This window comes from Pseudomonas kilonensis, assembly GCF_001269885.1.
GTDB classification, from domain to species: domain Bacteria; phylum Pseudomonadota; class Gammaproteobacteria; order Pseudomonadales; family Pseudomonadaceae; genus Aquipseudomonas; species Aquipseudomonas kilonensis.
This window is the reverse complement of sequence record NZ_LHVH01000032.1, coordinates 72,405-94,972: the sequence shown is the minus strand read 5'-3', so window position 1 is coordinate 94,972 and position 22,568 is coordinate 72,405. Positions and strand designations below refer to the sequence as shown.

Annotated in this window: 22 protein-coding genes; 11 read left to right on the top strand and 11 right to left on the bottom strand. The window is 61.5% G+C overall.

The features are described 5' to 3' along the window. Positions 1-9: 9 nt before the first annotated feature. Both mqo and AD662_RS23840 read right to left on the bottom strand, forming a co-directional pair. The gene (mqo, locus tag AD662_RS23845; RefSeq protein WP_018606499.1) at positions 10-1,515 is read right to left on the bottom strand and encodes a malate dehydrogenase (quinone); all 1,506 of its coding nucleotides are present in this window, start codon (positions 1,513-1,515) and stop codon (positions 10-12) included. Between the two features lie 738 nt (positions 1,516-2,253). Beyond that, positions 2,254-2,487, bottom strand: a complete 234-nt coding sequence (locus AD662_RS23840; protein WP_018606501.1) for a hypothetical protein — start codon at positions 2,485-2,487, stop codon at positions 2,254-2,256. Positions 2,488-2,692: 205 nt separating this feature from the next. On the opposite strand from AD662_RS23840, the gene AD662_RS23835 reads away from it, so the two are divergent. After that, the gene (locus tag AD662_RS23835; protein WP_053189847.1) at positions 2,693-3,277 is read left to right on the top strand and encodes a YajG family lipoprotein; all 585 of its coding nucleotides are present in this window, start codon (positions 2,693-2,695) and stop codon (positions 3,275-3,277) included. 161 nt (positions 3,278-3,438) lie between these two features. On the opposite strand, the gene AD662_RS23830 is transcribed toward AD662_RS23835, so the two are convergent. Then, positions 3,439-3,645: a hypothetical protein gene (locus AD662_RS23830; protein WP_014340170.1), complete on the bottom strand. Its 207-nt coding sequence runs from the start codon at positions 3,643-3,645 to the stop codon at positions 3,439-3,441. A gap of 253 nt (positions 3,646-3,898) precedes the next feature. On the opposite strand from AD662_RS23830, the gene AD662_RS23825 reads away from it, so the two are divergent. Beyond that, positions 3,899-4,180, top strand: a complete 282-nt coding sequence (locus AD662_RS23825; protein WP_014340169.1) for a hypothetical protein — start codon at positions 3,899-3,901, stop codon at positions 4,178-4,180. A 185-nt stretch (positions 4,181-4,365) separates the two neighbouring features. Here AD662_RS23825 and AD662_RS23820 read toward each other — a convergent pair whose 3' ends face one another. Beyond that, positions 4,366-5,532 carry a 1-acyl-sn-glycerol-3-phosphate acyltransferase gene (locus tag AD662_RS23820; protein ID WP_053181857.1) on the bottom strand — a complete coding sequence of 389 codons (1,167 nt, stop codon included), beginning with the start codon at positions 5,530-5,532 and terminating at the stop codon, positions 4,366-4,368. 139 nt (positions 5,533-5,671) lie between these two features. Here AD662_RS23820 and AD662_RS23815 point away from each other — a divergent pair, with 139 nt between their 5' ends. From AD662_RS23815 to AD662_RS23805, 3 genes are read left to right on the top strand one after another with little or no spacing between them, the layout of a single operon-like run. After that, on the top strand, positions 5,672-5,854 hold the full coding sequence (locus AD662_RS23815; protein ID WP_053181855.1) for a CPXCG motif-containing cysteine-rich protein: 183 nt from the start codon (positions 5,672-5,674) through the stop codon (positions 5,852-5,854). Between the two features lie 11 nt (positions 5,855-5,865). Further along, on the top strand, positions 5,866-6,126 hold the full coding sequence (locus AD662_RS23810; RefSeq protein ID WP_024619861.1) for a putative signal transducing protein: 261 nt from the start codon (positions 5,866-5,868) through the stop codon (positions 6,124-6,126). A gap of 38 nt (positions 6,127-6,164) precedes the next feature. Further along, positions 6,165-6,788 carry an SOS response-associated peptidase gene (locus tag AD662_RS23805; RefSeq protein WP_053189846.1) on the top strand — a complete coding sequence of 208 codons (624 nt, stop codon included), beginning with the start codon at positions 6,165-6,167 and terminating at the stop codon, positions 6,786-6,788. A gap of 143 nt (positions 6,789-6,931) precedes the next feature. On the opposite strand, the gene AD662_RS23800 is transcribed toward AD662_RS23805, so the two are convergent. The 3 genes from AD662_RS23800 to algW form a co-directional block, all read right to left on the bottom strand. Continuing rightward, positions 6,932-7,651 carry a DUF4198 domain-containing protein gene (locus AD662_RS23800; protein ID WP_024616622.1) on the bottom strand — a complete coding sequence of 240 codons (720 nt, stop codon included), beginning with the start codon at positions 7,649-7,651 and terminating at the stop codon, positions 6,932-6,934. 11 nt (positions 7,652-7,662) lie between these two features. Then, a complete protein-coding gene (locus AD662_RS23795; protein ID WP_053189845.1) occupies positions 7,663-9,765 on the bottom strand; it encodes a TonB-dependent siderophore receptor in 2,103 nt (700 codons plus the stop codon). A gap of 243 nt (positions 9,766-10,008) precedes the next feature. Continuing rightward, the gene (gene algW / locus AD662_RS23790) at positions 10,009-11,169 is read right to left on the bottom strand and encodes a Do family serine endopeptidase AlgW (RefSeq protein WP_014340162.1); all 1,161 of its coding nucleotides are present in this window, start codon (positions 11,167-11,169) and stop codon (positions 10,009-10,011) included. 104 nt (positions 11,170-11,273) lie between these two features. Here algW and AD662_RS23785 point away from each other — a divergent pair, with 104 nt between their 5' ends. The 3 genes from AD662_RS23785 (at position 11,274) to cysN (ending at position 15,154) form a co-directional block, all read left to right on the top strand. Beyond that, positions 11,274-12,032, top strand: a complete 759-nt coding sequence (locus tag AD662_RS23785; protein WP_053189844.1) for a Nif3-like dinuclear metal center hexameric protein — start codon at positions 11,274-11,276, stop codon at positions 12,030-12,032. Positions 12,033-12,328: 296 nt separating this feature from the next. After that, positions 12,329-13,246, top strand: a complete 918-nt coding sequence (gene cysD, locus AD662_RS23780) for a sulfate adenylyltransferase subunit CysD (RefSeq protein WP_003178041.1) — start codon at positions 12,329-12,331, stop codon at positions 13,244-13,246. Between the two features lie 9 nt (positions 13,247-13,255). Continuing rightward, positions 13,256-15,154: a sulfate adenylyltransferase subunit CysN gene (gene cysN, locus AD662_RS23775; RefSeq protein ID WP_014340160.1), complete on the top strand. Its 1,899-nt coding sequence runs from the start codon at positions 13,256-13,258 to the stop codon at positions 15,152-15,154. Positions 15,155-15,358: 204 nt separating this feature from the next. Here the strand turns inward: cysN and AD662_RS23770 are convergent, their stop codons facing one another. Genes AD662_RS23770 through AD662_RS23760 form a run of 3 tightly spaced genes read right to left on the bottom strand, consistent with a single transcriptional unit; the run spans position 15,359 to position 18,760 of the window. Next, positions 15,359-16,267 (bottom strand): 1-acylglycerol-3-phosphate O-acyltransferase, YihG family, encoded by a 909-nt coding sequence (locus tag AD662_RS23770; RefSeq protein WP_053189843.1) that lies wholly within the window; start codon positions 16,265-16,267, stop codon positions 15,359-15,361. Beyond that, entirely contained in the window at positions 16,268-18,367 is a 2,100-nt protein-coding gene (gene pta, locus AD662_RS23765; RefSeq protein ID WP_014340158.1) for a phosphate acetyltransferase, read from the bottom strand. Between the two features lie 54 nt (positions 18,368-18,421). Further along, positions 18,422-18,760 (bottom strand): DUF3565 domain-containing protein, encoded by a 339-nt coding sequence (locus AD662_RS23760; RefSeq protein WP_018612608.1) that lies wholly within the window; start codon positions 18,758-18,760, stop codon positions 18,422-18,424. On the opposite strand from AD662_RS23760, the gene AD662_RS23755 reads away from it, so the two are divergent. The 3 genes from AD662_RS23755 (at position 18,729) to AD662_RS23745 (ending at position 21,222) form a co-directional block, all read left to right on the top strand. Next, entirely contained in the window at positions 18,729-19,214 is a 486-nt protein-coding gene (locus AD662_RS23755) for an FKBP-type peptidyl-prolyl cis-trans isomerase (protein ID WP_018612607.1), read from the top strand. The genes AD662_RS23760 and AD662_RS23755 overlap by 32 nt on opposite strands. Positions 19,215-19,335: 121 nt before the next feature. Continuing rightward, positions 19,336-19,818: a glutathione peroxidase gene (locus AD662_RS23750; RefSeq protein ID WP_018612606.1), complete on the top strand. Its 483-nt coding sequence runs from the start codon at positions 19,336-19,338 to the stop codon at positions 19,816-19,818. Between the two features lie 300 nt (positions 19,819-20,118). Next, a complete protein-coding gene (locus tag AD662_RS23745) occupies positions 20,119-21,222 on the top strand; it encodes an NADH:flavin oxidoreductase (protein ID WP_018612605.1) in 1,104 nt (367 codons plus the stop codon). A 118-nt stretch (positions 21,223-21,340) separates the two neighbouring features. Here the strand turns inward: AD662_RS23745 and AD662_RS23740 are convergent, their stop codons facing one another. Further along, the gene (locus AD662_RS23740) at positions 21,341-22,540 is read right to left on the bottom strand and encodes a glycosyltransferase family 4 protein (protein WP_018612603.1); all 1,200 of its coding nucleotides are present in this window, start codon (positions 22,538-22,540) and stop codon (positions 21,341-21,343) included. Positions 22,541-22,568 lie beyond the last annotated feature (28 nt).

The following is a 22,568-nucleotide window of genomic DNA, read 5'->3' as shown; positions in this document are numbered from 1 at the left end:
CTGCAAGCGTCAGGCGTAACTTTGCGCCTTGCTGTCTTCAACCAACTCCAACGCAACGTTGTTCTGCGCGTTGATCTTGCGATACAGCGCCGCGTCGGTTTCCAGCACTTTTTCCCGGGCCGGGAAGATTTCTGCGAGCTTGGTAGCCCACTCGCCCTTGGCTTTGTCCGGGAAGCAGCGCTCGATCAGTTCCAGCATGATCGACACGGTCACCGAAGCACCCGGCGATGCGCCGAGCAGGGCGGCGAGGCTGCCGTCCTTGGCCGCCACCAGTTCGGTGCCGAACTGCAGGACGCCACCTTTCTTCGGGTCTTTCTTGATGATCTGCACCCGTTGACCGGCCACTTCCAGGCGCCAGTCCTCGGCTTTCGCCTCGGGGTAGAAGCGACGCAGGGATTCCAGGCGCTGTTCCATGGACTGCATCACTTCGCTGATCAGGTACTTGGTCAGGTCCATGTTGTCCCGGGCCACGGCCAGCATCGGGCCGATGTTGCCGGCACGTACCGACAGCGGCAGGTCCATGATCGAGCCGTGCTTGAGGAACTTGGTGGTGAAACCGGCGTACGGCCCGAACAGCAGGGATTTCTTGCCATCGACCACGCGGGTGTCCAGGTGCGGCACCGACATCGGCGGCGAGCCCACGGCGGCCTGGCTGTAGACCTTGGCCTGGTGGTGCTTGACCACTTCCGGGTTGTCGCAACGCAGCCACTGACCGCTGACCGGGAAGCCGCCGAAGCCCTTGCTTTCCTCGATGCCCGAGGCCTGCAGCAGCGGCAACGCCGCACCGCCGGCACCGAGGAACACGAACTTGGCGTCGACATCGCGGCTGCTGCCGGAATTGACGTCCTTGATGCTCACGGTCCAGCCACTGCCGTTACGCTTGAGGCCGGTGACGCGCTTGCAGTATTTGACCTGGGTGTCCGGGGCGCTGGTCAGGTGCTTGAGCAACTGGTTGGTCAGGGCCCCGAAGTTGACGTCGGTACCGTTCATGACGCGGGTGGCGGCGATGACTTCGTCGTCAGGCCGGCCAGGCATCATCAGCGGCATCCACTCGGCCATCCGGGCCTTGTCCTCGGTGTATTCCATGTCGGCAAAGGCGTGATGCTGGTGCATCAGCTCGAAGCGCTTCTTCAGGAACGACACGCCTTTCTCGCCTTGCACGAAGCTCAGGTGTGGCACCGGGGCGATGAAGGACTTGGAGGAGCCGAACGTGCTTTTTTTGGTCAGGTACGTCCAGAACTGCTTCGACACCTCGAACTGGGTGTTGATGTGCACGGCTTTCTTGATGTCGACATTGCCGTCGGCCGCCTGGGGCGTGTAATTGAGCTCACACAGCCCGGCGTGGCCGGTACCGGCGTTGTTCCACGGGTTGGAACTCTCCGCGGCACCGGAATCCATCAGCTCGACGACTTCCAGCGAGATCGCGGGGTCGAGCTCCTTGAGCAGTACGGCCAGGGTGGCACTCATGATGCCGGCCCCTACCAGAACTACATCAACTGCTTCGTTATGCGCCATTTAACGCGTCTCCAAAATCTGCAGCACCAAATTGTCGGCATAGCGGCCATGAGTGGCGGGGCAGGTCAGTTGCGCCCCAGTTATCCATGGCCAGGATCGCCATGTCCGAATCTTCGCAATTTTTCGCACCTACTGCGGATGCATGCAGCCTGGCCTCAAGAGTCACATGAACTCATTTAAGCGCCGGGCAGGCAATTCGACTTATGGCCGAGACATCCGTTCGTGCAACCAAATCCGTAGCGGACAGGCTTCAGGCGCCGGTTCTTGAGCGATATCCGGTCCTGTGTCGTTGGGCTGTTTCAGACGCTAATGGTGCTTGTTCAGACGCAAAACTCTTCATTTGCTCGCCACACTCTCGTGAAGTTGTGAAAACCCGTTTTTTCACGCTCTTTTGAAGACGTGAACCTCAAAAAAGGGCTGTCCCAGCCTGGCACTGCGCCCGGTTTGGTTGCCCCCATGTAGTACATGACAGGCAAAACGGGCAGACAGCTCAGTGACCGAGCGTAATGACAGCTCTGCAGATTCGCGAAAAGTGGTGTTTTGCCTGGAGGAACAGCAAGCACGCCAGCTTCACTCGATCTGTGTGGGCGGCTCTCTGTGGGCGTTGCGGGGTGCCAATACCAGCGCATCAGCGGTGTTGCGAGGCCCGATCAGGAGACGTCCTTATAATCGGGGGGAGATTGTATCGAAGAAACGCAGGGAAATGGTCGTGTTTAATGACTTTTATTAGCCGTCCGGTCAGATGGTCAACAGCTGCCGGTTACGTGCGCGGGCAGGAAGCGGTTGCACGCGGGCGCTGGCGGGCAATGGCTGATGCAGCCAGTTGAGACGGATCTCTTCGATTTCCACCCAGCCTTCGCCCATGGGTTGCAGGCTGCACTGCTTGAACGCCTGGCAACGGCCGTCGCGATCGAGCAAAGCGAAGCTGCGGTGATGAGGGCGAGGGGTGAACAGGGAAATAAGGAAGCGCATGATCGAATACCGGGTCAGGGAGCTTGGGACAAGCCTGGCAGCGGCCCATGACATGCCGGTGTAAGGACCGTGACAATGGGGTGACAGGAACCGGCAACCACGGCCCGTGTCAGACATTTCAGTATTCATCGTGCGACGCTAGTTCACGGCGATGGCGCACCGCTATACTGCCGGCCTGTTTGTGCCCGATTCTGGAGAGAAGAGCATGTTGCAACGCCTGTTGTTCGGTTTGATCGCTGTGACCAGTCTGACCCTCGTCGGCTGCGCCCACAGCCCGCAACAACTTAACCCGGAGCCCAAGCTCAATGCCCAGCTAGCGCCTGTGGGTCGTGGCCAGCCGGTGGTGGTGCGGGTGGTGGACGGTCGTCCGTCGCCGACGCTCGGCACCCGTGGCGGGCTGTATCCGGAAACCAGTGTGATCACGGTGCAGGGCGCGCAGATCCTGCCCAAGCTGCAGGCCCAGGCTGAAGCCGCCGTGCGTTTGCTGGGCTTCACGCCGACCGCCAATGCCTTGAATGCACCGCAACTGACCGTGACCCTGGCCGAGCTCAAGTACCAGTCGCCCAAGGAAGGCATGTACGTGACCGAAGCCACCATCGGCGCGACCTTTCGCTCCGACGTGCAGAGCGCCAACCGCCGCTACAGCGGTCGTTACGGTGCTTCCCTGGACCAGCGCTTCGGCATGGCGCCTAACCAGGACACCAACACCAAGCTGGTCAGCGATGTGTTGAGCGATGCCCTGACCCGGCTGTTCAAGGACCCGACCATTGGCCAGGTGCTGGCTGAGTAAGATTTCGGCCGCATGACCCTGGGCTGCAATGGCCCAGGGGGGCGATGAGGCTTGTGACCTGTGGGAGCAAGGCTTGCCCGCGATAGCGATCTGTCCTTCCCTGCATTGTCGAAGGTGCCGCCCTCATCGCGGGCAAGCCTTGCTCCCACAGAATGGAACCGTCATGCAGCCTCTGAGTACAGCTCCAGTACGCTGATCCCGGTCAGCAGGTCTGTCTCCGGCAGGTCGGCATGTTGATGGCCGCCGAGGGCGCAATACACCAGCCAATGTCGGTCCTGCACGTTGAAGGACAGACTGTCGACGAGGTTCTGTTGTTCGTCGCTTGGGCTGATGAGATAGAGGCGGTCCTGGTTTTCGGCGTGCAGCATGACGGGTTCCGTGCAGGTTTGAAGGGCGACAGAGTGGCCTAATCAGATGACGAAACCGTGACGGGTGAAATTAGAAAATTGAGCCCGCCCCTGTGGCGAGGGGATAAATCCCCTCGCCACAAAAGCATCCAATCCTGTAGGGGATCGTTACTGGTCGGAAAAAGCGGTGCAGGGCGTCAGGCTTTCGGTAGAATCCGCGCCCTGTTTGTAGGTCCCGGGCGTGTCCTGTCCGTTTTTTCGCTTGAGGTTCGTGATGTCGTCGCATCTGCTTTCGTTGTTCGCCGCCCACCCCGCCAAACTGATCAACCTGCTCGCGTTGCTGTTTGCCTGCCCGGGTGGCTGGGTGCTGCATGCGACGCGCCGCCGTGAACAACGGGCGCGAGCCTGCCTTGAAGCACGCAATCGCGATGGCAACGAACGATTTGAAGCGCTGCTGGATCTGGCCACTCAGCGGATGAACCGGTTTTTCTACCGGTTTGGCTTTGGTTGCCTGGCGCTGGCGTTGCTGGTGTCGTGGATCAGTACGCAGTTCTGATGAAGCAATCTGTGTCGAGTGTACTTCTTTGTGGCGAGGGGATTTATCCCCGCTCGAGTGCGTAGCAGTCGCAAGCCCTTGGGCTAGCCCGAGATCTCGGGGCTGCTACGCAGCCCAGCGGGGATAAATCCCCTCGCCACAGCAAGCTCCCTCGCCAAAGGGCGCTTGTACCTCAGAGCTGTCGCTTAAAGCGCCAACCCAGCCTTGACCCGATACTGATTGCGCACCGGCGTTGCGTATTGCAGCACCAGGAACGGCCGGTGTTCCGGCGGGCAAGCGTCCAGCCGGCGCTGCCATTCTTCCTGGGCCTTGGCCAGCTCTTCGGCACCGAACACCTCGGCCGCCTTAGGCACCTGCAACTGCGGGTCGGTGTCGGCCCATTGGGCATAAGCCAGGTAGTGCACCGGGAACAGGCGGTAGCCGCCGAGAATCTGCCGATCCATCTCCTGGGCCAATTGCTTGGTGTCCTCGAACAGCTCGGTGATGGGCGCGGCGAAGTTCACGTGGACCCGGCCCTTGTAGCCGGTGATGCCCTTGGCGATGCTCACGTCGTCCTCGCCCGGGACCTTGGTGTAGGTGCCAGTGGTGGCGCGGATGTACAACTCGCGGGCCTTGGCCTGGTCGCACGGGTCGTATTCGTAGCTGATCGACACCGGTGTGAGGTTCAGTGACTGGATCACCTCGCCGAACGGCTCGTCCTTGCGGCTCATGTGGAACATCTTGAGGATCGCCGATTCGGTCCGGTCGTCACCGTCCTTGGCCCGCCCTTCGGCCTGGGCGATCCAGATCGAGGCGCAGTCGTGGCGGATCGAATGGTTGATGTACGCCGACAGCAACTGGTACGCCGCCATTTTTTCCCGTCGGCCGGTGATGGAGCGGTGCACGATGAAGCTCTTGTTCAGGCGCATCAGGTCGCTGACAAAAGGCTTTTGCAGCAGGTTGTCGCCAATGGCGATGCGCGGGGTCGGCAGGCCGGCGTGGTACACGGCATAGTTGACGAAGGCCGGGTCCATCACGATATCGCGGTGGTTGGCGATGAACAGGTACGCACTGCCGGACTTGAATTGCTCCACCCCGGTATAGGTCACGCCATCGGTGGCGCGCTCGATGGTGTGGTCGACGTAGAACTCCACCTTGTCCTGCAACGTGGCGACCGACGTCACGCCGGCGAACTCACGGCGCAATCTTTGCGCTATAAGGGGTTTGAGCATCCAGCCGAAGGCGCCGGCCAGGCGTGGGAAGCGGAAGTGGGTGAGGATATCTAGAAACGCCTTGTCGCCAAGCAGTCGTGCCAGCACCGCTGGGACTTCGCTGTCGTCGTAAGGTCGGATGGCATCGAATTCGCCCATCATGCTCTCTTGTTGGAAACGGCTAGGGTAAGTAAAGGTTCTAACGAAAAAACGACAGGGTACGGCCTGGAAGATAAGCCAGACAAAAATAGCCCTGCAAATAGACCGGCGATTATACGCACAAGTCACCTGGGAGACCGCGATGCTGGAAACCGAACGCTACGAATGTCCTTATTGCGGCGAACCAGCGGAAGCGGTTCTGGATTTGTCCGGCGGCGACCAGACCTATATTGAGGACTGTCCGGTGTGTTGCCGCCCGATCACCTTCGTGCTGCAGGTCCATGAAGATGAGTGGCATCTCGAGGTCCGCAGCGAAAACGAGTGAAGGGGGCGCCCATGCAGCGAATCTACGAGCTGGAAAACCTGATGGAAGGCGAGTTGCTGCAAGGCATGCTTGCCAGTGAAGGCATCACGGCGCATCTGGTGGGGCGCGATCTGCTGGGCGGTGCGGGGGAGTTGCCCATGCAGGGCCTGCTGGGACTGGCGGTGGAAGACGAGCAGGCGCAATACGCCCGGGAGTTGATCGCCGCGTACAATGTCGCACTGCCGTTGCCCGGCGATGAACCGGACAGCTACCCCGGCACGCTGGTCTGTTAGGCTGGCGGTCGTTTGTCGATCAAGAGTCGTGCTGCCCCATGTGTGGACGTTATGCCCTGTTTCGCTGGAACCCCAGCTTCGCGGCCCTGCCCGGTTTTCCCGCCGATCAGAAGGCCCAATGGAATATTTCGCCCAACGATTCGGTGCTGATGCTGCGGGCCGGCGCCGAGGGCCAGCGTGAACTGGCCCGGGCGCGCTGGGGCTTGACGCCGCCGTGGCTGACCGACCTGTCCCGCACGCCGGCCCATGCCCGCGCCGAAACCGTGGCCGAGCAGCCGATGTTCCGCGAGGCCTTGCGCCTGCGCCGCTGCCTGCTGCCGGCCAACGGCTTTTATGAGTGGCGCGGCGGCACGCGCAAGCGTCCGTACTGGCTGACGCCGGGGGAGGGCTCGTCGTTGTTTTTTGCCGCGATCTGGGAAGCGTATCCGGTGCAGGAGCAGGTGTGGCTGAGCACGGCGGTCATCACCCAGCCAGCGGCGGGCCAGCGCCGGCCGTTGATTCTGGACGAAGAAGGTCAGCGCCTGTGGCTCGACCCCGAGACACCGCTGCATGCCTTGCAAGGGCTGCTGGCAAGCGAGCCGGCGCCACTGCGCGAGCGGGTGTTGGCCAACATGGTCAATGATCCGAAACTCAATGGGCCGGAGTGCTTGACTCCGGCTTGAGTTTTGCGGCGACTGTGCTGCCCTCATCGCGAGCAGGCTCCCCACAGTGGATTACAGGTGTATTCAAATTTCCCGTACACCGACCATCCCCTGTGGGAGCGGGCGTTCACAAAAAATGTGTTCACCGCCTATCCCCTGCGGGGTTAATCGTGATGCGGCTCACCGAGGAAGGTCAACGAGGTGAACACGCCACGGGTGGCCACGTCTTTGTTGTCCTTGAGCGCAATTTCCATCTGCGCCGCGATCACATTCAAGCCTTCGTTGCGCACCAGCACCTTGGCCCGGCCTTCTGCGTCGGTTTCAGTCGATACGGTGTTCGGCGCGCTGCGGTAGTCGCCCACCAGTTTCACACCGGCCGCCGGTTTGCCGTCCAGCAGCACCCGTACCGGCAATGACTGGCCCGGGCCAACGGTCAGCGGGTCGACTTCCGGCAGGATCACGAACTTGATCGGTGCCAGCGTCGGCAGTTTCGCTCCCGGCTCATAGATCGCCAGGCTGTACTTGAACGTGTGGGTCGACTCGATCGCCCCGGGCACTTTGCTGCGGCCTTCATTGATCCACTTCTTGTCGGCCGTCTGGGACCACATGCCGTTGTCCAGGGCCACGGCCAGCACCGCTGGCGGCTTGAGCGGTTGCAGGCGGGCGTGATCCGGCAGGCGCTCTACGGTGACCGGGATCATCTTGCCGCCCAGGTCATAGGCCCAGGCGCCGCTGACTTTCTGCGCCTTGAAGGCATTGTCTTCGGCGCCGTGGCCGTAGATCACTTCGATGTTGCCGCGACGCTGTTCGGTCCACAGACCATGGGCCGAGGCCTGTGTGGCCAGGAGCAGGCCGAGCAGGGCGAAGGTCTTGGGGTATTTCATGCTGACTTCCTTTATAGATCGAGGGTGAGGCTGACAGTGAAGTTGCGCGGATCGCCGGGGGTAACCCAGTAATTGCTGTAGGAGCGTTCGTAGTATTTCTCGTCGAAGACGTTGTTCAGGTTCAGGCCCACGGTGACGTCATCGCTGGCCTTGTAATGGGCCAGCAGGTCCACGGTGTGATAGGCCGGCAGTTCGAAATCCTTGCCGGCTTCGCCCGAGCGATCACCGACGTAAGTGAACGCCGCGCCGACATCCGAACCGCGCAGGTGGCCGTCCTGGAATTCGTAGACCCCCAGCAGGCTACCGCTGTGTTTGGCGACGCCGAGGATCCGGCTGCCGGTGGGGATTTGCTCGTCACCCTTGGTCACTTCTGCGTCGATGTAGGCGAAGGCGCCGATTACGCGCACGGTGTCGGTCACCTGCCCGGTGAATTGCAGGTCGATGCCCTGGCTGCGGGCCTTACCCATGGCACTGTAGAAATCAGTCCCGGCGATTTGCGCCAGGACGTTTTCCTTTTCTATATGGAACGCCGCCAGGGTGGTGCTCAGGCGATCATCGAACAACTCGCTCTTGATCCCCACTTCATAGCCAACCCCTTCCTCGGGATCGAAGGTTTTGCCACCGGCATCCAGGCCGTTGTTGGGCTTGAACGAGGTGGAGGCGTTGGCGAACAGCCCGACTTCGGGTGTCAGTTGATACAGCAGGCCGGCCCGCTGTGTCAGCGTGTCGTGGCGCTGGCGGCTGGTTTTACTGCGGGTGTGATCGTCGATGCTCTGCTCGAAATGCTCATAGCGCACGCCGAGCATGCCCCGCAGTTTGTCGGTGAAGACGATCTGGTCCTGCAGGTTCAATGCGCGGCTTTGCACACGCTCGAAAAAATCCGTGCCGGTACGATCACCATTGGGTTTCGGCTGGCCGTAGACCGGCTGATAGATGTCGATGGGGTAAGCGCCGGCGATGTTGGTCACGCGCTCGTTCTTGCGGTAATCCTCGTATTCGCTGCCGATCAGCAGTTCGTGCTGCCACGGGCCGAGGTCGAACACGCCACGCAATTCCAGTTGGGTGATGCTGTCGTGCCAATTGTTGTCGCGCTCGCGATAGCGGCGGTCCACCGTGTGGCCATCGGCGTTCAGCGGGCGCGCTTCGGAGGCAAAACCCCAGAGTTCACCCTGCTTGTAATGGCTGGCCAGGCGCAGTTGCCAGGTGTCGTTGAGCTGATGTTCGAGGGCGGCCTGGAGCATGTTGTTGTGATTGTCGATGTCGCCGTCGTTGGGCTCGCCCAAAAAGGTCGAGCGGGAAACGCCGCTCCAGCGGTTGTTCGGGGCGACGATGCCACGGTCGAACGTCGAGCTGTGGCGCACGATTTCGCTTTCCACCAGTAACCGGGTGTCAGGGTTCAATTGCCAACTGATGGAAGGCGCGACGAAGAGGCGCTGGCTGTCGACGTGATCGCGAAAGCTGTGGTTGTCCTCGATCGCCAGGTTGACCCGCGACAACAGGTTGCCTTCGGTGTCCAGTGGCGTGTTGACGTCCAGCGCGGTGCGGTAGCGATCCCAGCTGCCGGCGCTGGTTTGCAAGGTGGTGAAGGCTTCGGGCTGGGGTTTCTTGGTGACTATGTTCACCGTACCGCCGGGATCGCCCCGTCCATACAGGCTGGCGGCCGGCCCCTTGAGCACTTCGATCCGTTCGATGTTCGCCGCATCCGGCGTGCTTGGATAACCGCGGTTGGCGCTGAAGCCGTCCTTGTAGAACTCCGAGGTGGTGAAGCCGCGCACGCTGTATTCGTAGAGCGTCAGGCCACCGAAGTTGTTCTGCTTCGATACACCGCCGGCGTATTCCAATGCCCGTTCGACGTTGGTGCTGCCCAGGTCCTTGAGCACGCTGGCGGGAATCACGCTGATCGATTGCGGGATGTCGCGCAGGGCCGTGTCGGTTTTGGTGGCGCTGGCCGAGCGCGTGGCGCGATAGCCTGTGACAGGTCCGGTGGGGGATTCGTAGTCGGACGTCACGGTGATGGCGTCCAGCTCCAGGGGCTGGCTCTCTTCGGCGTAGGCCGGATCGCCCAGCAGGCCCAAGGCGAGACTGGCAGCGGAAATCCGTTTCAGGGATGACATGTTAGGGTGTTCCAATTTTTAGTATTGAAACAATATAACACTACCGATGAGAATTTATGCTATTCCTGATTTTCAGAGAGATGGAGCCGCCGTAGGAGCTGTGTAGGAGCTGTCGAGTGCAACGAGGCTGCGATCTTTCCCCAGACACTTGAGTCTCAAGCAAAAGATCGCAGCCTTCGGCAGCTCCTACAGAGCCCAGCGGGAGCAAGCTCCCTCGCCACAGGGTGGAAGGCTTGAAGCGGCTTACTGCTCTTCCTTGAGCACCACCGGCGCCGGCGGTGGGCGCAGGCCGATTTCAGCGGTGAGCTTGAGCTCCTTGCCGTTGCGCATGACCTGGATCGTCACCTTGTCGGTGGGCTTGATCCGCGCCACCTGGTTCATCGAGCGGCGGCCATCGCCGGCCGGCTCGCCATCGATGCTCAGGATCACATCGCCCAGTTGCAGGCCGGCCTTCTGTGCCGGGCCGTCGCGGAAAATCCCCGCCACCACGATGCCGGGCCGCCCGGACAAGCCGAAGGACTCCGCCAGTTCCTGGGTCAGCGGCTGGACTTCAATGCCCAGCCAGCCGCGAATCACCTGGCCGTGTTCGATGATCGACTTCATCACCTCCATCGCCAGCTTCACCGGAATGGCGAAACCGATGCCCTGGCTGCCGCCGGACTTGGAGAAGATCGCCGTGTTGATCCCGGTGAGGTTGCCGTTGGCATCCACCAGCGCGCCGCCGGAGTTGCCGGGGTTGATCGCGGCGTCGGTCTGGATGAAATCCTCGTAGTTGTTCAGGCCCAACTGATTGCGCCCGGTGGCGCTGATGATGCCCATGGTCACGGTCTGGCCAACGCCGAACGGGTTGCCGATGGCCAGGGTCACGTCGCCGATGCGGATGCTGTCGGAGCGGCCGATGGTGATGGCCGGCAGGTTCTTGAGGTCGATCTTCAGCACCGCGAGGTCGGTTTCCGGGTCGCTGCCGATTACCCGGGCCAGGGTTTCACGACCGTCCTTGAGCGCCACCACGATCTGGTCGGCACCGCTGGTGACGTGGTTGTTGGTCAAAATATAACCTTCCGGGCTCATGATCACGCCCGACCCCAGGCTCGACTCCATGCGCTTCTGCTTGGGCGAGTTGTCGCCGAAGAAGCGCCGGAATTGCGGGTCTTCGAACAACGGATGGCTGGGTTTGTTGATGACCTTGGTGGTGTACAGGTTCACCACGGCTGGCGCGGCGGTGGTCACGGCGTCGGCATAGGACACCGGCCCCTGTTGCACCGCCTTGGTTTGCGGCGCCTGCTGCAAGTTGACGTCGAGGCTCGGCAAGCCCACCCATTCCGGGTAGCGCTGGATAATCAGTAGAGCGACAAGCACGCCGGCCAACAGCGGCCAGCCGGAAAAACGCAGCGCCTTGAGCATTAAGCACGTCCTACAAAGGTTGCAGGCGGTATGAGACCGCCCATAATGTCGCGCATTATACGAGGCCGCGCGCGCCTCTGAACGGGATATTTAGGAGTCTTTTCATGGCCGTAGCCCTGAACACCCTGGTCGAAGAAGCGGACCGTTACCTGGCCAGCAGCCGGATTGCCGATTATTGCCCCAACGGCCTGCAGGTCGAAGGTGCGCCCCAGGTGATGCGCATTGTCAGTGGCGTCACCGCCAGCCAGGCGTTGCTTGATGCTGCCGTCGAGGCCGAGGCCGACCTGGTGCTGGTGCATCACGGTTACTTCTGGAAGGGCGAAAACCCTTGCATCACCGGCATGAAACAGCGTCGCCTCAAGACGTTGCTCATGCATGACATCAGCCTGCTGGCCTACCACTTGCCCTTGGACCTGCACCCGGAGGTGGGCAACAACGTGCAATTGGCCCGCCAGTTGGACATCACTGTCGAGGGACCGCTGGATCCGGACAACCCCAAGATCGTCGGCCTGGTCGGCTCCCTGTCCGAACCGATGACGGCGCGGGATTTCGCGCGCAAGGTCCAGGAAGTCATGGGGCGAGAGCCGTTGTTGATCGAAGGCGAGCAGATGATTCGCCGGGTCGGCTGGTGCACCGGTGGCGGCCAGGGCTATATCGATCAGGCGGTGTTGGCTGGCGTCGACCTGTACCTCAGCGGCGAGGCGTCGGAGCAGACGTTCCACAGTGCGCGGGAAAATGGCATCAGCTTCGTCGCCGCCGGCCATCATGCGACCGAACGCTATGGCGTACAGGCGTTGGGTGATTATCTGGCGCGACGCTTCGCCTTGGAGCACATCTTCATCGATTGCCCGAATCCCATCTGACTGTTTATAACCCCTGTTTGTATTCCCTGTGGGAGCGAGCCTGTGGGAGCAAAGCCTGTGGGAGCAAAGCTTGCTCGCGATAGCGGCGTTGCATGTGCCGACGTCATCGCGAGCAAGCTTTGCTCCCACAGGGTTCACTGTCTCCCACAGGGCCCACTGCAACGGCCGAACCGTCAGGCATATCCATATGCTGTTTCGATCTAGTTGGCGCCCTGATTAGAAGAGGTCGCTGTGCTAGGATTCCCCGCTCGAACACGGCCCGCTGGCCGTTCATAAGAAAGTTTTCGTGAGTAGCCATGGTCGACAAACTGACGCATCTGAAACAGCTGGAGGCGGAAAGCATCCACATCATCCGCGAGGTGGCCGCCGAGTTCGATAACCCGGTGATGCTGTACTCCATCGGTAAAGACTCCGCCGTGATGCTGCACCTGGCACGCAAGGCGTTCTTCCCCGGCAAGCTGCCGTTTCCGGTGATGCACGTCGACACCCGCTGGAAATTCCAGGAAATGTACAAGTTCCGCGACCGCATGGTCGAGGAACTGGGCCTGGATTTGATCACCCATGTGAACCCGGACGGCGTGGCGCAGGGCATCAACCCATTCACCCACGGCAGTGCCAAGCACACCGACATCATGAAGACCGAAGGCCTCAAGCAGGCCTTGGACAAATATGGTTTCGACGCCGCGTTCGGCGGTGCCCGTCGCGATGAAGAGAAATCCCGCGCCAAGGAGCGCGTGTACTCGTTCCGCGACAGCAAGCACCGCTGGGACCCGAAGAACCAGCGCCCGGAGTTGTGGAACGTCTACAACGGCAAGGTCAACAAAGGCGAGTCGATCCGGGTATTCCCGCTGTCGAACTGGACCGAGCTGGACATCTGGCAGTACATCTACCTTGAAGGCATCCCGATCGTGCCGCTGTACTTTGCCGCCGAGCGTGAAGTGATCGAGAAGAACGGCACGCTGATCATGATTGACGACGAGCGCATCCTCGAGCACCTGTCCGACGAAGACAAAGCCCGTATCGTCAAGAAGAAAGTGCGTTTCCGTACCCTTGGCTGCTACCCGTTGACGGGCGCGGTGGAGTCCGAGGCCGAAAGCCTGACGGACATCATCCAGGAAATGCTCCTGACGCGAACTTCCGAGCGCCAGGGCCGGGTCATCGACCACGATGGCGCAGGCTCGATGGAAGATAAAAAACGTCAAGGTTATTTCTAAGGGGCTGTCATGTCGCATCAATCTGATTTGATCAGCGAGGACATCCTCGCCTACCTGGGCCAGCACGAGCGTAAAGAGCTGCTGCGCTTTTTGACCTGCGGTAACGTCGACGACGGCAAGAGCACCCTGATCGGGCGCCTGCTGCACGACTCCAAGATGATCTACGAAGATCACCTGGAAGCCATCACCCGCGATTCGAAGAAAGTCGGCACCACCGGTGACGATATCGACCTGGCGTTGCTGGTCGACGGCCTGCAGGCCGAGCGCGAGCAAGGCATCACCATCGATGTCGCCTACCGCTATTTCTCCACCGCCAAGCGTAAATTCATCATCGCCGATACCCCCGGCCATGAGCAGTACACCCGCAACATGGCCACCGGTGCGTCCACCTGTGACCTGGCGATCATCCTGGTGGACGCCCGCTACGGCGTGCAGACCCAGACCCGTCGTCACAGCTTCATTGCCTCGTTGCTGGGCATCAAGCACATCGTCGTGGCCATCAACAAGATGGACCTCAAGGACTTCGACCAGGGCGTGTTCGAGTCGATCAAGGCCGACTACCTGAAGTTCGCCGAAGGCTTGAAGATGAAGCCCACCACCATGCACTTCGTGCCGATGTCTGCCCTCAAGGGCGACAACGTGGTGAACAAGTCCGAGCGTTCGCCGTGGTACACAGGCCAGTCGCTGATGGAGATCCTCGAGACCGTGGAAGTGGCGGGCGACCGTAACTTCACCGACCTGCGTTTCCCGGTGCAGTACGTCAACCGTCCGAACCTGAACTTCCGCGGCTTCGCCGGCACCCTCGCCAGTGGCATCGTGCACAAGGGCGACGAAGTGGTGGTGCTGCCGTCGGGCAAGAGCAGCCGCGTGAAATCCATCGTCACCTTCGAAGGCGAGTTGGAACATGCAGGTCCTGGCCAGGCGGTAACGCTGACCATGGAAGACGAAATCGACATCTCCCGTGGCGACTTGCTGGTGCATGCCGACAACGTGCCGCCGGTCACCGACAGCTTCGAAGCGATGCTGGTGTGGATGGCCGAAGAGCCGATGCTGCCGGGCAAGAAATACGACATCAAGCGCGCCACCAGCTACGTGCCGGGCTCGATTGCCAGCATCGTCAACAAGGTCGATGTGAACACCCTTGAAGAAGGTCCGGCCAGCGCATTGCAGCTCAACGAAATCGGCCAGGTGAAGATCGCCCTGGATGCGCCCATCGCCCTGGACGGTTACGAGAGCAACCGCACCACTGGCGCGTTCATCGTCATCGATCGCCTGACCAACGGCACGGTCGGTGCCGGCATGATCGTCGCCCAGCCGCTGGCTCACGGCAGCAGCACGCACCACGGCAAGCTGGCCCATGTGTCGGTGGAAGAACGCGCCCAGCGCTTCGGCCAGCAGCCGGCCACGGTCTTGTTCAGTGGCCTGTCGGGCGCTGGCAAAAGCACGCTGGCCTATGCGGTCGAGCGCAAGTTGTTCGACTCGGGCCGTGCGGTCTTTGTCCTCGATGGCCAGAACCTGCGCCATGACCTGAACAAGGGCTTGCCACAGGATCGCGCCGGGCGTACCGAGAACTGGCGCCGGGCGGCTCATGTCGCCCGTCAGTTCAACGAAGCCGGCCTGCTGACCCTCGCCGCGTTTGTCGCCCCGGATGCCGAAGGCCGCGAACAGGCCAAGGCGCTGATCGGCAAGGAGCGTCTGCTGACGGTCTACGTCCAGGCCTCGCCAACGGTGTGTGCCCAGCGTGATCCGCAAGGGCTGTATGCCGCCGCTGGCGACAACATCCCGGGCGAATCCTTCCCGTATGACGTGCCGCTGGATGCCGACCTGGTGATCGACACCCAGTCGCTGACCCTGGAAGAAAGCGTCAAGCAGGTGCTGGATCTGCTGCGCAAGCGTGGGGCGATCTAAGGTCCGCCGCTGTAACTAAAAGCCCGCAGATGAGCGATCATCTGCGGGCTTTTTCATTTCCAGAGAACAATTCGGTCAACTGTGGGAGCGGGCTGTGTGGGAGCAAGGCTTGCCCGCGATGAAAACGCCGCGGTCTCTTGAGGACCGCAGCGCCTGGATCGCGAGCAAGCCTTGCTCCCACACAGCCCGCTCCCACAGGGGAAGTTAGTGGGGGTTTGGATACTCCCGATGCATCTGCGCAAGCAACGCATCCTTGTCCTGCCACAACTGGTTGATCCAGCCCTGGAACTCCAGGCGATACACGCCGTCCTGGTCGTAGTTCTTGCCGATGAACTGCGCTGGGATCTTCAGTTCCTGGAAATGCACCACCACCTCCCCAACGTTGCCGCAGAGCAAATCCCAATACCCCGGACGACCGCCCGGATAATGAATGGTCACGTTGATGATCGATTCCAGTTGCTCACCCATGGCATCCAGTACAAACGCGATGCCGCCGGCCTTGGGCTTGAGCAGGTAGCGAAACGGTGACTGCTGCTGGGCGTGCTTGCTGTCGGTGAAGCGCGTGCCTTCGACGAAGTTGAAAATGCCCACAGGGTTGTCGCGAAACTTCGCGCAGGTCTTGCGGGTGGTTTCCAGGTCCTTGCCTTTCTTTTCCGGATGCTTCTCCAGGTAAGCCTTGGAGTAGCGTTTCATGAACGGGAAGCCCAGCGCCCACCAGGCCAGGCCGATCACCGGCACCCAGATCAGTTCCTGCTTGAGGAAGAACTTCAGCGGCCGGATGCGTCGGTTCAGCACGTACTGCAACACCATGATGTCGACCCAACTCTGGTGGTTGCTGGTGATCAGGTACGAATGCTGGTAGTCCAGGCCCGCCAGGCCGCTGAGGTGCCAGCGGGTACGACGCAGCAGGTTCATCCAGGCCTTGTTGTTGCTGATCCAGGCTTCGTGGATGTGGCCCATCAGCCAGTTGGTGAAGCGCTGGGCGGTGGGGAAGGGCAGCAACAGCTTGAAAATCGCCACGATGAACAGCGGTGTGCAGCAGGCGATGGTGTTCAGCGCCAACAGCAGCGAGGCAATGACGCCGCGCAAAGGAGCAGGCAAAAAGTCCAGCATTTAAATGTCCAAAGGTCGGTTGGCGGCTTGGATCGCGGTCAGGGCGATGGTGTACACGATGTCGTCGACCTGGGCGCCGCGCGGCAAGTCATTCACCGGTTTGCGCAAGCCTTGCAGCATCGGCCCGAGGCTGACGCAATCGGCGCTGCGCTGCACGGCCTTGTGGGTGGTGTTGCCGGTGTTGAGGTCCGGGAAGATGAACACCGTCGCCCGGCCGGCCACCTGGCTGTTGGGCGCCAATTGCCGTGCCACGGTTTCGTTGGCGGCGGCGTCGTATTGCAACGGACCATCGATCAACAGGCCGTGCTGGGCCTCGTGGGCCAGCAGGGTGGCTTCGCGAACTTTTTCCACTTCTTCGCCACTGGCCGACTCGCCGCTGGAGTAGCTGAGCATCGCCACCCGCGGCGTGATGCCGAACGCGGCGGCCGAGTCGGCACTTTGCAGGGCGATTTCCGCCAGCTCCGCAGCGCTGGGGTGCGGGTTCATCACGCAGTCGCCGTAGACCAGCACTTCTTCGGGAAACAGCATGAAAAACACCGAGGACACCAGCGAGCATCCTGGCGCGGTCTTGATCAGTTGCAACGCCGGGCGGATGGTGTTGGCGGTGGAATGGATAACGCCGGATACCAGCCCGTCCACTTCATCCAGGGCCAGCATCATGGTGCCGATGACCACGGTGTCTTCCAGTTGCTGCTCGGCCATCGGCGCGTTCAGGCTCTTGCTCTTGCGCAAACTCACCATGGGTTCGACGTAACGCTCGCGAATCGAATCCGGGTCGAGAATCTCCAGCCCCGGCGGTAGTTCGATACCTTGGGCGCGGGCCACTGCCTCGACGTCGGCCGGCTTGGCCAGCAACACGCAGCGGGCAATGCCCCGGGCCTGGCAAATGGCGGCAGCCTGGACGGTCAACGGTTCGCTGCCTTCGGGCAGCACGATGCGTTTGTTGGCGGCCTGGGCGCGTTGGATCAACTGATAGCGGAACACCGCTGGCGACAGGCGCATTTCCCGTGGCGTGCCGCAGCGCTGGTGCAGCCATCTGGCGTCCAGGTGACTGGCGACAAAATCGGTGATGATCTCCGCACGTTCGCGGTCATCGATGGGGATTTCCTTGTTCAAACCGTTGAGCAGGTTGGCAGTGTCATAGGAGCCGGTGCTCACCGACAGCACCGGCAACCCCGCCTGCAAGGCGCCGCGACACAAATCCATGATGCGCGGGTCGGGCAGGGTGTCACTGGTCAGCAGCAGGCCGGCCAGCGGCACGCCGTTGATCGCTGCCAGGCTCACGGCCAGGATGATGTCGTCGCGATCGCCGGGGGTCACCACCAGCACGCCAGGCTTGAGCAGCTCCACGGTGTTGCGCATGGTGCGCGCGCAAATGATGATGTTGCTCATGCGCCGGGTTTCGTAGTCGCCGGCGTTGAGCACCTGCGCGCCCATCAGATCGGCCACGTCGCGGGTGCGCGGGGCATTGAGTTCGGGGCGAAACGGGATGCAACCGAGCAGGCGGAAATCGCCGCTGCGCAGCAAGGGCGAGTGCTCCTTGAGCCGTGCGGAAAACGCCTCCATGCTTTCGTCGGTGCGGACCTTGTTCAGGATCACCCCGAGAACTTTCGGGTCCTTCGGCCCGCCAAACAACTGCGCCTGCAACTCTACCCGGCCAGACAGTTCGGTCAGCACTTCGTTTTCCGGCGCCGACACCAGGATGACCTCGGCGTCCAGGCTCTTGGCCAGGTGCAGGTTGACCCGGGCGGCGTAGCTGGCGTTGCGGGTCGGGACCATGCCTTCGACGACCAGCACGTCCTTGCCGATGGCTGCCTGCTGGTACAGCGTAATGATTTCTTCCAGCAGCTCATCGAGCTGGCCGTCGCCGAGCATGCGCTCGACGTGCGCCAGGCCCAGTGGCTGCGGCGGCTTGAGGCCATGGGTGCGGGCCACCAGCTCGGTGGAGCGTTCCGGCCCGGTGTCGCCGGGATGCGGCTGGGCAATGGGTTTGAAAAAGCCGACTTTCAGCCCGGCGCGTTCAAGGGTGCGCACCAGCCCGAGGCTGATGGAGGTCAGGCCCACACCAAAATCGGTGGGCGCGATAAAAAAAGTTTGCATGCGAATTCTCTAAGGGGGAATGGCGCGGCCTATATCTGGCCGTCTACCCACGATTCAGTCGCCAAGGTTATCGCTAACCGGGCCTTGAGCGCACCAGCCGCAATCAAAGGGCTGACCTATTTTTTCAATACGTTGCCCGGGGTCCAGCACCCAGGCCCGGGACTGCCACGGTGGCTGGTGACGCAGATGCTGAGTGTGGCCACAGGACAGCTCGGCCACCCAGTGCCCGTCCTCGTCCTGATGGAAACCGGTGACCGTCGGTCTGTTCGAGCTAGCCCGTTTGTCCGGGTTCCGTTCGCTTTCGGGCAAATCCTTGTTTAGACTTGTCCGTTCTTCATTCTTATGCAAAAGGTCTCGCCCCATGCTGATCGCCGCCAATAAGGCTGTCTCCATCGACTATACCCTGACCAATGACGCTGGTGAGGTCATCGACAGCTCTGCCGGCGGCGCTCCGCTGGTCTACCTGCAAGGCGCAGGTAATATCATTCCGGGTCTGGAAAAGGCCCTGGAGGGCAAAGCCGTCGGTGACGAGCTGAAAGTGGCCGTTGAGCCGGAAGACGCTTATGGTGAATACTCCGCTGAGCTGGTCAGCACCTTGAGCCGCAGCATGTTCGAAGGCGTGGATGAGCTGGAAGTGGGCATGCAGTTCCACGCCTCGGCGCCCGATGGCCAGATGCAGATCGTCACCATCCGCGACCTGGAAGGCGATGACGTCACCGTTGACGGCAACCACCCGTTGGCCGGTCAGCGCTTGAACTTCCAAGTCAAGATCGTTGACATCCGTGACGCCAGCCAGGAAGAAATCGCCCATGGTCACGTCCATGGCGAAGGCGGCCATCACCACTGATTTCTGCGCTACGCTCAAGTAACCAGTGAACTGGAAAGGCGCCATACGGCGCCTTTTTAGTCGGTTGCTGTTAGCATCACCCATGGCTGTTTCGAAAAGATCCGCAAACCTGGAGTTCGTCATGAGTGCTTTTCACGACCTTAAATTGAAAGCCCTGGATGGTCAGGAGCTTGCTCTGGCGCCGTTCAAGGGGCAAGTCGTGCTGGTGGTCAACGTCGCCTCCAAATGTGGCCTGACGCCTCAGTACGCGGCGCTGGAAAACCTCTATCAGCAATACAAGGCCAAGGGTTTCAGCGTGCTGGGCCTGCCCTGCAATCAGTTCGCCGGGCAAGAGCCGGGGACCGAGCAGGAAATCCAGGACTTCTGCAGCCTCAACTATGGCGTGACATTCCCGCTGTCCAGCAAGCTGGACGTGAACGGTCACGATCGTCATCAGTTGTACCGCCTGCTGGCGGGCGAGGGGGCCGAGTTTCCCGGGGACATTACCTGGAACTTCGAAAAATTCCTGCTCGGCAAGGACGGTCGGGTACTGGCGCGTTTCTCACCGCGCACGGCGCCGGATGATCCTGCCGTGATCCAGGCGATCGAAAAAGCGCTGGGCTGAAAGCCCGGCACTGAACCCTGTGGCGAGGGGATTTATCCCCGCTGGGTTGCGAAGCAGCCCCCAAAACCTGCTAACTCGGTGTGTCAGAAAAGACTCGGTCGCAGCTGATGGGGTTGCTGCGCAACCCAGCGGGGATAAATCCCCTCGCCACAGGTTTTGCACTCGCCTTGGCATTAGCTTCCAGACAGTCGCGATCTTTTGATCCTTAATCACTCCAATCAATAGTGCTACCCAGCGCTTACCATGCTCCATATTATCGTCGTCATATCCGACCTGTGACTTCGTCCCGTGGAGTGCCCCATGCCTGCAAAAGCCCTGTTCAAACCTTTCCACCTCGGCGCGCTCGAGTTGCCGACCCGGGTGGTGATGGCGCCGATGACCCGTTCCTTTTCGCCGGGCGGCGTGCCCAATGCCAAGGTCATCGAGTATTACCGTCGCCGCGCGGCGGCCGGGGTCGGCCTGATCATCACCGAGGGCACGACGGTGGGGCACAAGGCCTCCAACGGCTACCCGAACGTGCCGCATTTCTATGGCGACGCCGCGCTGGCCGGCTGGAAGAAAGTGGTTGATGCGGTGCATGCCGAAGGCGGCAAGATTGTTCCACAACTGTGGCATGTGGGCAGTGTGCGACGCATCGGCACCGAGCCGGACGCCAGCGTGCCGGGCTATGGCCCGACCGAAAAGCTCAAGGACGGTCAGGTGGTGGTCCACGGTATGACCCAGGCGGACATTGACGACGTCATCGCCGCGTTCGCCCAGGCGGCAAAAGACGCGCAAAGTATCGGCATGGACGGGGTGGAAATCCACGGTGCCCACGGCTACCTGGTGGACCAGTTCTTCTGGGAAGGCAGCAACCAGCGCACCGACGGATATGGCGGCAGCCTGGCCAACCGCTCGCGCTTTGCGATCGAATTGATCCGTGCCGTGCGCGCGGCGGTGGGAGAGGGCTTCCCGATCATTTTCCGCTTCTCCCAATGGAAGCAGCAGGACTACACCGCGCGCCTGGTGCAGAGCCCTGAAGCCCTGGGCGAATTCCTCAAGCCGTTGTCTGACGCGGGCGTGGATATTTTTCACTGTTCGACACGGCGCTTCTGGGAGCCGGAGTTCGAAGGCTCCGAGCTGAACCTGGCCGGCTGGACCCGCAAGCTCACCGGCAAGCCGACCATCACCGTCGGCAGCGTCGGCCTGGATGGCGAGTTCCTGCAGTTCATGGTCAACACCGACAAAATCGCGCAACCGGCCAGCCTGGAGAAACTGCTGGAGCGCTTGAACAACGATGAGTTCGACCTGGTGGCGGTGGGGCGTGCGCTGCTGGTGGATCCGGACTGGGCGCAGAAAGTTCGCGAAGGTCGGGAGCAGGAGATCTTGCCGTTCAGTCGTGAGGCGTTGATGACCCTGGTTTAAGCGGCGCCTTGTAGGGCCTCATCGCGGGCATGCCTTGCTCCCACATTGATCTTCAGCGAACACATTTTGCGTGAACGACTGATAACTCTGTGGGAGCAAGGCTTGCCCGCGATGCTTTTCAGCGTTGCGACACGGCCTGGGGCAGCGACGATTCGACCTGGCAAACCCCGCGCAACTGCGCCTCGAATTGCTCGATCACCGACGCCCAGCCCTGGCGACTGGCATGCTGGCGCGCATTGAGCCGTACGCAACGCAAAGTCTCGCGCTTCTCCAGCAGCCAACGGGCCGCATCGCAAAACGCCTCTTCATCCCCCGGCATCGCCAGCACGCCGTTATAGCCGTGGCGAATATGTTGCGCCGCCGCAGCCTGATCGTAGGCCACCACACCCAGCCCGGACGCCAGCGCTTCCAACACCACATTGCCGAAGGTTTCGGTCAGGCTCGGAAAGACAAACACATCCCCGGACGCATAATGGCTGGCCAGCGCCTCGCCGCGTTGCGAGCCACAAAAGATCGCTTCGGGCAGTTCCTGTTCCAGCGCGGACCGCTGCGGGCCGTCGCCGATCACCACCAGTTTCATCCGTCGCCCTGGGAAAGCGCTGCACAGCGTGGCGAAACTGCGCTTGAGCAGCCCGAGGTTTTTCTCCGGAGCCAGGCGTCCGACGTGGATCACGGCGATGTCATCGTCGCCCAGGCCCCACGCCTCACGCAGGCTCGCCGAGCGCTTGACCGGATGAAACAGTTGGCTGTCCACGCCGCGCGACAGCAGCGCCACGCGCTCGAAATGTCGTCGCTCCAGTTCCAGGCGCTGACTGACGCTGGGCACCAGGGTCAGGTTGGAGCGGTTGTGAAACCAGCGCAGGTAATGGGTGAGCACGCGACTCAACAGCCCGAGGCCGTACTGCTGGGTGTATTGCTGGAAATTGGTGTGGAAACCACTGACCACCGAGATGCCCAGGCGCCGTGCCGCGCGCAGTGCCGACAAACCCAGTGGCCCTTCGGTGGCGATGTACAGCACGTCCGGACGATGGCGTTTCCAGCGCCTGAGCAGTTTGTGCATGGACGCCTGGCCCCACTGCAAACCCGGATAGCCCGGCAACGGCCAGCCCCGGCACAGCAGCAACTGCTCGTCACTGGCCAGGTGTTGGTCGTCGACCTGGCGCGGCCGTATCAGCTCGACCTGATGCCCGCGGGCGCGCAGGCCGTCGTACAGGCGGCCCAGGGTATTGGCCACGCCATTGATTTCCGGCGGGAAGGTTTCGGTGATCAGGGTAATGTGCAGGGGTGTGGTCATGACCCCAGTGTCGACCGGGGCCATTTCGTCATTGTGACGTCAGGATGATGGA

Bases quoted from the DNA above. Each gene is read 5' to 3' on its own strand.
- mqo (WP_018606499.1), bottom strand. From the start codon at position 1,515: ATGGCGCATAACGAAGCAGTTGATGTAGTTCTGGTAGGGGCCGGCATC.
- AD662_RS23840 (WP_018606501.1), bottom strand. From the start codon at position 2,487: ATGCGCTTCCTTATTTCCCTGTTCACCCCTCGCCCTCATCACCGCAGC.
- AD662_RS23835 (WP_053189847.1), top strand. From the start codon at position 2,693: ATGTTGCAACGCCTGTTGTTCGGTTTGATCGCTGTGACCAGTCTGACC.
- AD662_RS23830 (WP_014340170.1), bottom strand. From the start codon at position 3,645: ATGCTGCACGCCGAAAACCAGGACCGCCTCTATCTCATCAGCCCAAGC.
- AD662_RS23825 (WP_014340169.1), top strand. From the start codon at position 3,899: ATGTCGTCGCATCTGCTTTCGTTGTTCGCCGCCCACCCCGCCAAACTG.
- AD662_RS23820 (WP_053181857.1), bottom strand. From the start codon at position 5,532: ATGATGGGCGAATTCGATGCCATCCGACCTTACGACGACAGCGAAGTC.
- AD662_RS23815 (WP_053181855.1), top strand. From the start codon at position 5,672: ATGCTGGAAACCGAACGCTACGAATGTCCTTATTGCGGCGAACCAGCG.
- AD662_RS23810 (WP_024619861.1), top strand. From the start codon at position 5,866: ATGCAGCGAATCTACGAGCTGGAAAACCTGATGGAAGGCGAGTTGCTG.
- AD662_RS23805 (WP_053189846.1), top strand. From the start codon at position 6,165: ATGTGTGGACGTTATGCCCTGTTTCGCTGGAACCCCAGCTTCGCGGCC.
- AD662_RS23800 (WP_024616622.1), bottom strand. From the start codon at position 7,651: ATGAAATACCCCAAGACCTTCGCCCTGCTCGGCCTGCTCCTGGCCACA.
- AD662_RS23795 (WP_053189845.1), bottom strand. From the start codon at position 9,765: ATGTCATCCCTGAAACGGATTTCCGCTGCCAGTCTCGCCTTGGGCCTG.
- algW (WP_014340162.1), bottom strand. From the start codon at position 11,169: ATGCTCAAGGCGCTGCGTTTTTCCGGCTGGCCGCTGTTGGCCGGCGTG.
- AD662_RS23785 (WP_053189844.1), top strand. From the start codon at position 11,274: ATGGCCGTAGCCCTGAACACCCTGGTCGAAGAAGCGGACCGTTACCTG.
- cysD (WP_003178041.1), top strand. From the start codon at position 12,329: ATGGTCGACAAACTGACGCATCTGAAACAGCTGGAGGCGGAAAGCATC.
- cysN (WP_014340160.1), top strand. From the start codon at position 13,256: ATGTCGCATCAATCTGATTTGATCAGCGAGGACATCCTCGCCTACCTG.
- AD662_RS23770 (WP_053189843.1), bottom strand. From the start codon at position 16,267: ATGCTGGACTTTTTGCCTGCTCCTTTGCGCGGCGTCATTGCCTCGCTG.
- pta (WP_014340158.1), bottom strand. From the start codon at position 18,367: ATGCAAACTTTTTTTATCGCGCCCACCGATTTTGGTGTGGGCCTGACC.
- AD662_RS23755 (WP_018612607.1), top strand. From the start codon at position 18,729: ATGCTGATCGCCGCCAATAAGGCTGTCTCCATCGACTATACCCTGACC.
- AD662_RS23760 (WP_018612608.1), bottom strand. From the start codon at position 18,760: ATGGAGACAGCCTTATTGGCGGCGATCAGCATGGGGCGAGACCTTTTG.
- AD662_RS23750 (WP_018612606.1), top strand. From the start codon at position 19,336: ATGAGTGCTTTTCACGACCTTAAATTGAAAGCCCTGGATGGTCAGGAG.
- AD662_RS23745 (WP_018612605.1), top strand. From the start codon at position 20,119: ATGCCTGCAAAAGCCCTGTTCAAACCTTTCCACCTCGGCGCGCTCGAG.
- AD662_RS23740 (WP_018612603.1), bottom strand. From the start codon at position 22,540: ATGGCCCCGGTCGACACTGGGGTCATGACCACACCCCTGCACATTACC.